The 12,340-nt window shown below is 44.4% G+C and carries 13 protein-coding genes; 7 read left to right on the forward strand and 6 right to left on the reverse strand.

Annotated features, from left to right (window positions below; translation table 11 throughout):
* Positions 1 to 456: 456 nt before the first annotated feature.
* Positions 457 to 1,296 (reverse strand): aldo/keto reductase, encoded by an 840-nt coding sequence (locus tag GM612_RS02855; RefSeq protein ID WP_155430868.1) that lies wholly within the window; start codon positions 1,294 to 1,296, stop codon positions 457 to 459.
* Positions 1,297 to 1,410: 114 nt separating this feature from the next.
* Positions 1,411 to 2,250 (reverse strand): aldo/keto reductase, encoded by an 840-nt coding sequence (locus GM612_RS02860; RefSeq protein WP_155430869.1) that lies wholly within the window; start codon positions 2,248 to 2,250, stop codon positions 1,411 to 1,413.
* 265 nt (positions 2,251 to 2,515) lie between these two features.
* Between GM612_RS02860 and GM612_RS02865 the strand changes: the two genes are divergently transcribed.
* Positions 2,516 to 3,439 (forward strand): ABC transporter ATP-binding protein, encoded by a 924-nt coding sequence (locus GM612_RS02865; protein WP_155430870.1) that lies wholly within the window; start codon positions 2,516 to 2,518, stop codon positions 3,437 to 3,439.
* The gene (locus GM612_RS02870; RefSeq protein WP_155430871.1) at positions 3,426 to 5,042 is read left to right on the forward strand and encodes an ABC transporter permease; all 1,617 of its coding nucleotides are present in this window, start codon (positions 3,426 to 3,428) and stop codon (positions 5,040 to 5,042) included. Before GM612_RS02865 ends, GM612_RS02870 begins: the two co-directional genes overlap by 14 nt.
* A 149-nt stretch (positions 5,043 to 5,191) precedes the next feature.
* Here the strand turns inward: GM612_RS02870 and GM612_RS02875 are convergent, their stop codons facing one another.
* From GM612_RS02875 to GM612_RS02885, 3 genes are all read right to left on the reverse strand, one after another.
* Positions 5,192 to 5,857: a DUF6198 family protein gene (locus tag GM612_RS02875; RefSeq protein ID WP_484592874.1), complete on the reverse strand. Its 666-nt coding sequence runs from the start codon at positions 5,855 to 5,857 to the stop codon at positions 5,192 to 5,194.
* Positions 5,858 to 6,323: 466 nt separating this feature from the next.
* On the reverse strand, positions 6,324 to 6,872 hold the full coding sequence (locus tag GM612_RS02880) for a PadR family transcriptional regulator (RefSeq protein ID WP_155430872.1): 549 nt from the start codon (positions 6,870 to 6,872) through the stop codon (positions 6,324 to 6,326).
* A gap of 69 nt (positions 6,873 to 6,941) precedes the next feature.
* Positions 6,942 to 7,478: a phenolic acid decarboxylase gene (locus tag GM612_RS02885; protein WP_155430873.1), complete on the reverse strand. Its 537-nt coding sequence runs from the start codon at positions 7,476 to 7,478 to the stop codon at positions 6,942 to 6,944.
* Positions 7,479 to 8,086: 608 nt separating this feature from the next.
* Here GM612_RS02885 and GM612_RS02890 point away from each other — a divergent pair.
* Genes GM612_RS02890 through GM612_RS02910 form a run of 5 tightly spaced genes read left to right on the forward strand, consistent with a single transcriptional unit; the run spans position 8,087 to position 12,045 of the window.
* On the forward strand, positions 8,087 to 9,166 hold the full coding sequence (locus GM612_RS02890) for a methionine ABC transporter ATP-binding protein (protein ID WP_155430874.1): 1,080 nt from the start codon (positions 8,087 to 8,089) through the stop codon (positions 9,164 to 9,166).
* Positions 9,163 to 9,834 (forward strand): methionine ABC transporter permease, encoded by a 672-nt coding sequence (locus tag GM612_RS02895; protein ID WP_155430875.1) that lies wholly within the window; start codon positions 9,163 to 9,165, stop codon positions 9,832 to 9,834. Before GM612_RS02890 ends, GM612_RS02895 begins: the two co-directional genes overlap by 4 nt.
* 30 nt (positions 9,835 to 9,864) lie before the next feature.
* Entirely contained in the window at positions 9,865 to 10,725 is an 861-nt protein-coding gene (locus tag GM612_RS02900; RefSeq protein WP_155430876.1) for a MetQ/NlpA family ABC transporter substrate-binding protein, read from the forward strand.
* A gap of 30 nt (positions 10,726 to 10,755) precedes the next feature.
* The gene (locus GM612_RS02905) at positions 10,756 to 11,229 is read left to right on the forward strand and encodes an S-ribosylhomocysteine lyase (protein ID WP_155430877.1); all 474 of its coding nucleotides are present in this window, start codon (positions 10,756 to 10,758) and stop codon (positions 11,227 to 11,229) included.
* Positions 11,230 to 11,274: 45 nt separating this feature from the next.
* Entirely contained in the window at positions 11,275 to 12,045 is a 771-nt protein-coding gene (locus tag GM612_RS02910; RefSeq protein WP_155430878.1) for an acetoin reductase, read from the forward strand.
* Positions 12,046 to 12,134: 89 nt separating this feature from the next.
* Here the strand turns inward: GM612_RS02910 and GM612_RS02915 are convergent, their stop codons facing one another.
* Complete coding sequence (locus GM612_RS02915) at positions 12,135 to 12,332, reverse strand: hypothetical protein (RefSeq protein WP_155430879.1); 198 nt, start codon at positions 12,330 to 12,332, stop codon at positions 12,135 to 12,137.
* Between the last annotated feature and the right edge of the window lie 8 nt (positions 12,333 to 12,340).

A 12,340-nucleotide genomic window follows, 5' to 3' on the forward strand; every position in this document is an offset into this window, starting at 1 on the left:
ATGGTAGTGATGTTTTTTAAAATCCAGAGTTATTCTTGTCATTAGACGCCGTTTCACGTCATTGGTTGTAGCTAGAAAAATTGAATAAGAAAGGGCGATTCTATTTCATTAAAGAATCGCCTTTTTAGCGCAACAAAAAAGTCCTGCGAATAGATTTCGCAGGACCCTCTCTTTAAGTATCAGCTAGTTAACTGAAAGCTCCGTAGCTGATGCTTCAAGACATATTCCGTTGCTCAAAGCATCACCCCCTTTTTGAATTATCAGTATCATACAATATCCAATTTAAAATGTCAATAACTTGTTCTCAATTTAATTGCGGTGATTGTAAGCATAAAAGACAATCTGGATTAGGCTTAAAAAAGCGATTTTTGCCTGCTGCTTATTACCAAAAAGGTAATATTCAGGCCTTACAGCGCACAATCGGTCAGCAGAGATGCAAAATTTAGATTTTGATAGCTAGTCAAACTCCTCATATTCATTTGGATCCTGACCATCAACTCGACCATCAGGTTTTGACAGGTCGTTAATGATCTTGATTTCCTCTGGAGTCAGACGAAAATCGAAAATATCAAGATTTTGCCGCTGGTGAACTAAGCTGCTGGACTTTGGAATTGGCACGATACCTCGTTGGGTGTGCCAACGCAGGATAATTTGACCAGCGTTCTTTTGATATTTTTCGGCTAGCTCTTTAATTGCTGGCTCCTGGAGTGCTTTACTGCCACGGCCTAGTGGACTCCAGGCTTCCGTCACGATACCACGGTCAGAATCCGCCTTCAGGCCAGCTTCGTTATTCCAGTACGGATGGACTTCAATCTGGTTAACGGCTGGAGTAACACCAGTTTCCTTGATCAAGCGGTCTAAGTGTTCTGGTAGAAAGTTTGAAACACCGATCGAATGGATCAGACCTAATTTTTGTGCGGTGATCATTGCCTGCCACGCCTCAACGTAATGGTCACGTTTGGGCAGTGGCCAGTGGATCAAGAAAAGGTCGAAATATTCCAGTCCCATACGCGCCAAGGACTCTTCGATCGCATTTAACGCATCATCATATTGATGGTACTTTCCAGGCAGCTTTGAGGTCACAAAGAATTGCGAACGTGGGATGCCACTCTGGCGAATTGCTTTGCCAACGATACCCTCATTGTCGTAGTTTGTGGCACTGTCTAATGAACGATAACCGTCGCTGATTGCCGAAAGTATTTGGTCGACCCCATGGCCACCGCGAATTTGAAAGGTACCAAAACCCAACATAGGTAGTTTGTGACCGTCGTTTAAGATTGTGTATGGTATAGTCATTTTTTAACCTCCTTGCACTGTTAACTCATTCATTATAACTTTTAGAGCTGACTGTAAGTCAAGCTGGATGCAGAGAATTGGGTGGATGAAAAATCCAGTTTTACCCGTGGTGACTTATTTTGGCTCTTCGTATTCATTGGGATCCAAGCCTTCGATTCGTCCATTTGGTTTTGTAAGTGCACTGATTGACGCAAGTTCTTCAGGCGTTAGTCTAAAATCGAAGATCTCAAGATTCTGGCGCTGATGGATCAGACTGCTGGACTTAGGAATTGGGACCACACCTCGTTGTGTGTGCCAGCGCAGAATAATTTGGCCAGCATTTTGATGGTATTTTTTGGCTAATTCTAAGATCACTGGTTCTTTGAGTGAGTCGCTGCCACGTCCAAGCGGACTCCAGGCTTCCGTGACGATTCCTCGTTCTTGGTCAGCGTGCAGCACGGCATCGTTGATCCAGTACGGATGCATTTCAACCTGATTAACTGCCGGTGTTACCCCGGTTGCATTAATTAGACGGTCTAGGTGTTCGGCCGTGAAGTTTGAGACACCAATGGTATGAATCAAGCCTAGTTTTTGGGCGGTGATCATTGCTTTCCAAGCATCAACGTATTGATCACGCTTAGGATTAGGCCAGTGGATCAGTAACATATCAAAGTATTCAAGTCCCATGCGTGCTAGCGATTCTTCAATGGCTGCTAGTGCCAAGTCATACTGGTGATATTTCCCGGGTAATTTCGTAGTGATAAAAAAATGGCTACGGGGCAGACCGCTAAGTCTAACAGCTTTACCGACGATCCCTTCATTGTCATAATCAGTAGCGGTATCGAGTGAACGATACCCATCGCCGATTGCGGATAGGATCTGCTCAATGCCCGCAGCACCCTGAATCTGAAAAGTTCCTAGGCCAAGCATGGGTAGCTGGTGACCGTCATTTAATAAAATCGTTGGAATAGTCATTTCAATGCCTCCTCGAAAGTTGACGATGAGGTTATTATAACTTGTTGAGTGCGCTATTAGTCAAACATTTCGAGCTATTGGGTAGGGTAAGTCTTTAATGCGTTCAGGCTTTTCAAAAACCCCAGAAATGCCATCAGTGTGGCCGTTTACAAGCGTCAAATTAAATAGTCGTTGACTGGGTAGACAGCCAAATCTATACTTTGGATGAAACATCGGTTAAGTATTGAACGACACCGCTAATCCGACTTTTTGGGAGGGGAAGATCATGGCTCAGTCGGTTATCCATATTAAGCAACTGGAGAAGAAATTTGGAAATTTTCAGGCGTTAAGAAATATTTCCTTTGATGTCAACCCAGGCGAAGTCTTTGGCTTCATTGGTCCTAATGGTTCGGGAAAATCAACCACAATCCGTATTTTACTGGGGATTTTGAAAGCTAACGGTGGTTCAGCAACAATTTTTGGAAAGGATGTTTGGCAGCAGGCCGTACAGATTCATGAACGGATTGCATATGTTCCCGGTGACGTTTATCTATGGCCGAACTTGACGGGTGGTGAAATCATTGACTTTTTACTGAAGCTCAATCACCAACATCATTCAGCTCGGACTGACGAATTAATCAAGGCGTTCGAACTTGACCCGCGAAAAAAGGCCCGTACCTATTCAAAGGGTAATCGGCAAAAGGTGGCCTTAATTGCCGCTCTGTCTACTGAAGCGGAGTTATACATTTTTGATGAGCCGACCAGTGGATTAGACCCGTTAATGGAAGAACTTTTTCAAAGCCACGTGTTAGAGCTGAAGAAACAGGGGAAAAGCGTGCTTCTTTCGAGCCATATTTTGTCTGAAGTGGAGCGCATGTGTGATCGAATCGGGATTGTTCGGGCAGGAGAAATCGTGGAGACTGGCACGCTTAATGAGATGCGGCAATTGACACGTACGCAAATTACGGTGCAGACGCAACACTCTTTAGATCCAGTCAAGATTTTAGCTGGGATTCATGGTTTTACCCCGATTCCAGAAACACTCAATAAAGCGACCTTTGCCGTTGACACCTCCGAGCTAAACCACGTAATGGTGGTGCTCGCACAGCAGGGGATTGAGGCATTGCAGTCCATGCCACCAACTTTAGAAGACCTCTTTATGCGGTACTACGATCATGCCGAGGGGGATGATAGCCATGAGGCAAAGTGATCGTGTTGCACAAACTGGCTACTTGACCAAGATGTTTTTACGTCGTGACCGTTTTGCCATTCTGATCTGGTTATTGGGTATTATTGGCCTCATCGCGGCTGGAGCTGAGAAAATCGTCGGTCTCAGTGGTGACGCCGCACAAACTAACTCGTTGGTAACGGCCTTACAAACACCATCCATGGCCGCATTATTTGTTCCCCTTTCTGGGGCCACAGCCAGTACTGCAGTTATCTTTGCTGCCTCCATGGTTGTTTTTACAGGACTAGTGTCTGCAATGATGAATATTTTCTTTGCTGTTCGGAATACGCGTACTCAAGAAGACAATGGTGTTTTGGAGATGATCCGTGCACACAGTGTTGGCCGCCAGAGTTCATTACTAGCCACAGTTTTCGAATTATTGCTGGTAAATGGGCTGGTGGTTTTGCTATCTGGGTTCACATTACAGTTCATTAATATGAAGGGTAGCGACACTGCGGGCAATTGGCTTTTTAGCATTGGCATAGCTGTTCTTGGGATGATGTTTGGGTCACTTTCCCTTCTGTTGGCTCAGTTTGCCAGTAATGCGCGGGGTGCGACAACGATGAGCTACGGCTTGCTAGGAATCTTGTACGTTGCTAGAGCGCTAACGGATGTTAGAAATGTTAAATACACTTGGTGGACCGTTTTTGGCTGGTTGGAAAAAGTTGACCCGTATGGCCATAATCGACTGATGCCTGTCATCTACATGCTGGGTCTAGCACTGGTGATGTTAACAATTACCTTTTTAATCAGTGCAAAAAGAGATCTCGGTTCAGGATTATTGCCTGACCGTCTCGGCCACCGTAGAGCCAATGGATTCCTGATGGGTCCCATTAGTTTAATTTTTCGACTGGAGAAGACCAGCCTAATTGCGTGGATCGTTGGGTTAGCTGTTTTTGGGCTTAGCATGGGCACGTTGTTCGATACAATTGGCGACATGATTCATAACAGTCCAATGGTGGCTAAAATTATTGGACCGGCAGCAGCAGCTTCTGCTGGCCGAACCGCAACTTTGCAGTTTGCAGCGATGATGGCAGTAATAATGGCGATTGGAGCAAGTGTCCCAGCGATATCGACAATGCTACGGCTAAACAGTGATGAACAAAAGGGTTGGCTAGAGTCAATTCATGCCCGTGGCATTTCGAGATGGCATATATTTGTTGCCTATACGTTAGTTGGAATAGTTGGTAGTTTACTGTCGTTGTTGGCTGGGACTCTTGGCATGGCCGTTGGCAGTCAGGGGACGTGGCAGGCATTTGCAATCAGCCGAATTTTGCGTGTCTTCTGGGGCTTTCTGCCGGCGAATCTAGTAGTAATTGGCATTGTGGCTGTTTTGTTGGGGTTGCTCGGCCGTTATCAACAGATTGCGTGGGTAATCCCCATCTACGCGCTGCTCTCCATTTATTTAGGTGGATTATTGGATTTTCCAGAATGGACGCGGAGATTGACACCGTTCGGCTGGATCAATCGGGTACCACTAAGAAATGTTCAGTGGGCTCAGGTGGGATGGCTGACAGTGCTGAGCCTAGGACTGATTTTAGTTGGCTACTTTTTATATCGGCGACGTGATTTAGTTGAAAATTAACTTAAGGAGCAGATTTCCCAGGAAATTGATTGACGTATTTCTCAACTGGATTTGTACCCTATGTAATATCTTTAAAATTGTAAATGTAAGTATCTAATTAAAAAGAACTGCCGGCAGACTGAAAATTTCTACTAGCAGTTCTTTTTTTATTACCCGTGAACTGGTTTAGCTCTGAAGTTATGTGTCAAATGTGGCCAGATCCATTGATCAGAGGTGGCAATTAAGATGCCATTACCGAAAATTGAGAATAGTGTCGCCAGGTTAACTGATAAGATTTGTTTCGTAGCAAAAAACGTGATAATAATGACGACTGCTGGCGGCACAAAGTCCAGCAATTGCGAAGCGGTGGCGTTGCCCTTGAGATATAGAAACCGCAAAATATTAGTAGTATCGTCGTTTGGATGCATGATGATATTTGCCCGCTGATAAAGCGAAATGCCTATGCAAAACAAAACGATCCCAAGACAACTGAAAATCAAGCGCATTATGACGGGTGTTCGACCGACGCCTAATGCTTCAAAGAGCTGCGCGGAATATTGAACGATGGTGCCAAAAAAAGCCACGTAGACAATTTCACCTACCAATCGCTTGCCATCAAAGTGGTGGATCAGCACCTGGTTTGTGATTGCGTTGATCACGCCAATAAAAAACAAGAGTAGTCCGAGACTGACCCCTGTCCAATTATTTAGATTTACTGCTGAGGCGGTCCACAGGCCACTTCCCATGTTGCCAGCAACGGAAAGCCCATTGCCGAATGCGTTGGCAAACAGACCAATAACTAGACCAACCCAGCGTTCCTTTAACGTATTTTTCACATTATCTACCTCGTTCTTCATTAGTTTAGCATGATGAGACGGAGGATGAAAACATGAATGTAAGCTAAATAAAAAATTTTTTTACATTTTGAAAGTTGAAGACGAGATAGGCAAAAAAATAACCGTCTCAACTTTGGCCAGTTGACGGTTATTTTATAACCTATAACGCCAGCGTCTGGAACGGTTCTGCATGGAGACCGTATTCACTTTCGCTCTCTTTTCTTCTTTTATCGTAGCTCCTAAATTTGACTTATGCCAAGACATATATTTGCTTGGATGATTAAGTGAAAATTAAGCGTGAATCACTGAGGATGGGATTCCAACCCTCATTGACTCCCACCTGCTTAAAAAAGAAAAGTTAAGGGGCGTTTAATTGCAACTGAAGAGTCATAATCGTAATAATGGCCAATTTTCCAAGTAGACTAATTTAACAAGATCTAAAAAAAGATGAGTGCCAATCTGGCAGTCATCTTTTCATTTCTGCATCTAATTTTTTCAGCCAACTCACATAGTTGCTTTCCCGTTCAATACCACGGCTTAGAGTTAGGTAATGACCGTAATGAGCTTGAATGGCGGTTTGATTTGGAAATACCGTCGTCATTCGGTGACGCAAATAGTTGCGCCGTTCAGTGCTTAATTCGAGCTGGCGACTGATCAATGGCGGCAAGAGTTTGCTATTTTGATCATCAATGAAAAATAGCTTTAGGGGGAAAAGTTCGTCATCATTAGCAGTTAAGGGTGTTTCGAGCCACTCGGTTAACACCTGTTCACCAGTTGTAGTTACTTGGTAATAAGTCTGATTTCGCTTGGAAGCCACTTTTTTACCTAATGCTAGTGGCCTGATCCAGCCGTCATCAGCCATTCGTTGCAGCTCAGGATAAATTTGACTATGCGATGCCGTCCAAAAGTCACTGATCTCATGTTTGAATTCCTGCATCATTTGGTAGCCCGTCATCTGTTGATTACTATGAATCAACCCCAACAAAATGTAAGGTAAAGTTCTTCTCTTCGGCATATCGAACGCTCCAATATCACTTATTATCCTTATTATGCCATGAATTGAAACGGGGGTAAATGCACTTGGCTACTTCTTCACACGCTTGTAATTAGCATCGAAGTAGCGACCTTCACGGATGTCATCGACAATACCATCGTAGGGTGCTTCCGAAATGACATCTTCATTGTTCTGACCTGCATCGCCTACATAGGTGATTTTAGCAAATTCTGGCACGACCATCTTGGGGTAAGTGTCATACTTCTCGCGTGATTCCTCCATTAGGTCAATGTGGTCATTTTGATAAGTCACCGTAATTTCTGGATGATCTTGAACCCACTTTGGGAAGAAGATGGTGCCGTGCATCTTGCCCTCATTAGGCAGGAAAACCAGTGCAACATCGGTGCCGGTTGGCTCAGTCCAGTCAACTTTATAGATACCGTCAGTCAGCATCACAATGTTGGCCTCTTGACCAGTTACCCAACGACCTGCAACCATGCCACCATGAATTCGATAATCCACGGTGTGATCATTTTTAGCATACCATTCATATTCCCAACCATTATCATAAGTGTAGATAAAGTGAGTCCCTAAAAAGTCGTCCAGTGTTTTAAACGTTTTTGCCATTTTGAATACCTCTTCTTAATTTGCTATGTCGATAACGACAATTAATATAATAAGTCGTTAACGACATATAGTCAAGAATTAAATCTTGAATTAATGTTGTTAGCTAGCTTTAGATTATGAGAATTAAATCGTTTAAAATTTGAAGATGTTCAGAATGCTTTTATATTGGGATTTATATGGTAACAAATCTGTATTTTAATGAGAAATAAAATTAAAAAATACTAATTTTTCCTTGACACGTAATTATGCGCGCGGCATAATATTCACCAGTTGTTAATACGAAGCAAGCGACAAGATGAGTAAGTTCTGCGTTGTCCATAGAGAGTCACCCAGTGGTGAAAGGTGATGTCAACGGTTAGCTGAAGATGGTCTTGATAATCGCTCTGTTGCTGAACCCTTGAGCTAGGTAGCAGCGGGAACTCCCGTTATAGAGTTAGGGTATGCGCTGACAGCAAGTACTGAATCGCCGTTAGTCAGTACCCAATGAGGAATATTCCCGCGAGGGGTATTCGAACTAAGGTGGTAGCACGATAAAATCGTCCTTTTATTTAGACATAAATAAAGGGACGATTTTTTTATTCCAAGCATGACTGAGGAGAGACAGGCTGATGAGTGAGCAAGTGGCAAATGCAATTGAATTGAAAGATATTTCGGTGACCTTTCACAACAGTGACCAGGCGATAGAAGCTGTTAAACACGTTGATTTGCAGATCAAGCGGGGGGACATCTACGGCATCATCGGTTATTCGGGAGCCGGTAAAAGTACGCTGGTCCGGGTCATCAACCTGCTGCAAAAACCAACCGGGGGTAAAGTGATTGTTAATCATCAAGAAATTCAGCAACTAAAGCCAGTTGAACTACGGCAGGCACGTAAGAAAGTTAGCATGATCTTCCAACATTTTAACTTGATGAAATCACGAACCGTTCAGGGAAACGTTGAATATCCGTTGCTGGGGACGAAGATCAGTAAGCGGGAGCGTCGGGAAAAAGCGCAGCGGTTGCTGAAGTTGGTGGGACTCAGTGAATATGCCGAAACCTATCCCAGTCGGTTATCTGGCGGCCAAAAGCAGCGAGTTGCTATTGCACGAGCGTTAGCGAGTGACCCTGAGATTCTGATTTCTGATGAAGCGACTAGTGCGCTGGATCCTAAGACGACCAAATCGATTTTAACTTTGCTCAAGCAATTAAATCAGGACTTGGGGTTAACGATCGTGCTGATCACCCATGAGATGCAGGTAATCAAAACAATTTGCCATAACGTGGCAGTTATGGATGCCGGTGAAATTATTGAACGCGGTTCGGTCGCCAAGGTCTTCACGGAACCGCAGCAGAAATTGACGAACGACTTTGTGGAAACATCAACGAACGTTAAAGAAGCAATCGAGCGGATCACCAGTACCATTCAGATCAGCGACTTTGCAGCCAACCAAGAGCTAATGTATTTCAACTTTATTGGTAATTCCACCAAACAAGGGGTGGTTTCCGAATTCTCACAAAAATATGGGGTGGACGTCAATATTCTGTTTGCTAATATCGACCAAATCGATGGCGAGAACGTTGGCTACATGATTGCAATAATTACTGGTGATTTGGACGTTTTCAATGATGCAATCGAGATGCTTCGGCCAGAGGGTGTTAAAACCAGAATTTTAACAAACGAGACGCTGCAAGGAGGTGATGGTCGATGAACGCAATTATGCCAAATGTGATGGCGATGAAGGGCCAATTTGTTCAAGCTACTTGGGAAACCATCTATATGACGCTGGCCTCGGCGGTGATTTCGGCCGTGTTGGGTCTGCTGTTCGGCGTCTTGCTGGTGATTACCCAACCGGGAGGAATATTAGAAGACAAGGTAACTTACTCCGTTTTGGACAAGGTGGTCAATCTGTTACGGTCGATTCCATTTATTATTTTGCTGGCAGTTATTTCACCCCTGACAAAGTTTTTAGTTGGCACCACTGTTGGTACTACTGCCTCATTGGTACCGTTGATTTTCGGTATCTTTCCGTTTTACGCACGGCAGGTTCAAAATGCGTTACTGGACGTTGACCATGGGGTAATTGAGGCGGCTGAGTCAATGGGGTCCAGCCCCACCGAAATCATTTTCCGCATTTATTTACGTGAGGGGTTGGCTGACATTATTCGGGTATCCATTGTGACAATCATTAGTCTGATTGGTCTGACTACTATGGCGGGTGCGATTGGCTCTGGTGGTTTAGGAGATGTTGCCATTAATATCGGGTATGCTCGGTTTGAAAACGACATTACTTTTACCGCGATGATCATCATTTTAATTATGGTTTTTGCTGTTCAACTGATTGGCGATTGGATTGTACGTCGGGTTGAGCGTTATTAAAAAATTTGGGAAGAAGAGGGCGCAAAGCAAATGAAGAAAAGTGTGTATTGGTTAATTGGCATTATTGTTGTGATCGTGTTAGCGGGCTTTGGTATTCACAGTGTCTCAAGTAGCCAAGCGGCTAAAACTAGTAAATCAAGTACCATCACAATTGGTTCTCAAGGCTCTGATATTGATATCTGGCAACATATTGCCAAGTCAAATGATGCTAAGAAACTGGGACTTAAAATCAAAGTTCGCAATATTGCGGATGGCGTCCAGTTGAATAAAGCGACTGCTGATGGTGATGTGGACGTTAATGCGTTCCAGTCCTGGTCATATTACTTAACCTATAACAATCAAAATAAGTCCAATAAGCTAGCTGCTTTAGGAACAACTTACATGGAGCCAATGGGGTTGTATTCTAAGAAATACAAGAGTGTTAAGGCGATTCCAGCTGGCGCAACCATCGCCATCGCGAACAACCCATCACAAGCTGCTCGGGGTTTGATCCTGTTACAGAAGGCTGGCTTGATCAAGCTGGATAAGAACTTTGGCTACGTGGGAACAATTAAGGATATTAAGAGTAATCCGAAGCACTTTAAGTTCAAGCAGATCGATGATACGACAGGACCACGGGTCATTAACGACGTGGACGCCGTACTAATTTCTAACACGGTTGCGTTGGAAGGCCATCTTCACGTCCTGACTGATTCAATCTATCACGAAAAAGTTGACCAAAGTACTAAAGATAACATCAATATCCTAGCCACCGCTGCCAAAAATAAGAACAACGCTAACTACAAGAAGCTCGTGAAGTTGTACCACAAGAAGGATATTCAAAAGTACATCAAGGATAAGTATTACGGCACCAAGATTGAAGTTAACAAACCGTTAAGTTACCTGAAGTAAACTGCATTTTAAAAAAGGAGATCATCAATTATGGCAAAAGTTGAAAGTTTTTCATTGGACCACACAAAGGTTAAAGCACCATATGTTCGTTTGATTACTGAGGAACACGGGACAAAGGGTGATACCATCAGCAACTATGACCTGCGATTGGTACAGCCAAATCAAAACGCCATTCCAACTGCTGGCCTACACACTATCGAACATTTGTTGGCAGGTCTGCTGCGTGACCGCCTTGACGGGGTGATCGACTGTTCGCCATTTGGTTGCCGGACTGGCTTTCATCTAATCACTTGGGGGACGCATTCCACTACCGAAGTCGCTAAGGCGCTGAAGGGTTCACTGGACGAAATTGCCAACAAGATCGAATGGAAAGATGTGCAGGGAACTGATAAATACAGTTGTGGTAACTACCGCGACCACTCACTATTTTCAGCTAAGCAATGGTCAAGAGACATTCTGGAAAAGGGCATCAGCGATGATCCCTTTGAACGTCACATTATTTAATCACAAACTCGATTAAATTTTCAGTATTAAAAGGAGGCTGCCAAAATGGCAAAATTAGCGATCGTTACGGGTTCAGGACAGGGTATCGGTGAAGGTATTGCCCATCGATTAGCCAAGGACGGTTACGCCATCGCTGTGGCAGACATCAACAACACAACTGCTGCTCAGGTTGCGCAGGATCTTAATGACGAGGGGTATCGCGCCAAGGCCTACCACGTGGATGTCGCACACCGTGATGAGGTGTTTGACCTAGTTGATGCGGCGGTGAATGACTTAGGCGAACTGGCGGTTTACGTTAATAACGCTGGCGTCGCCTTCATTGACAGTTTCGTTGATTCTGATCCGGCTGACGTGGAGCGCTTGTTGGATGTCAATTTGCGTGGCACTTACTGGGGGATCCAAGCGGCTGGCAAGAAATTCAAAGAACAGGGTCATGGTGGTCGAATCGTGAACGCTGCGTCGCTGGCAGGGTACGAAGCCTCAGCGCTTCAAAGTGCTTATTCAGCTTCCAAGTTTGCTATCCGTGGACTGACGCAGTCTGCAGCGAAGGAGTTTGCCAAGGATAAAATCACGGTGAACGCTTATAATCCGGGTATCGTGCGCACCAAGATGCGTGATGCCATTGATGAAAAAACAGCGGCAATCAAGCACGAATCGATTGCGAAACAGCAGGCTGATTGTCTGAGTGAGATTGCCATTGGACGAGAAGCGACGCCAGCGGATGTTGCTAAAGTTGTCGCCTGGTTCGTCAGTCCCGGTGCCGGTTATGTTACCGGCCAAAGTCTGCAGGTCGATGGCGGGATGAGGTTTCATTGAAGGATTAGAAAAGAAAACGCCTTGCGTAAATACAGTTTGGGGAGGAACTGCATCTACACAAGGTGTTTTTAGCGTTTATGCTTTCTGACTCACTTGCGGATCTCATCCAAAGAAACCACTTCTGGTTCTGAATCAGCCTTAGACTTTTTGGCTTCACCAAGCTCAAGCGCTGTCTTGTGAGTGACCTTGTTTAGGCGGTGTTCGAATGGTATGACATTCTTGGAATGGACCTGTAATAGTCGGCCAATGCTTATTGAACTGGCAGCGAATTTTAAGATTTGTTCCAAACCCTGGA

The organism is Secundilactobacillus folii, assembly GCF_009720675.1.
GTDB lineage: Bacteria > Bacillota > Bacilli > Lactobacillales > Lactobacillaceae > Secundilactobacillus > Secundilactobacillus folii.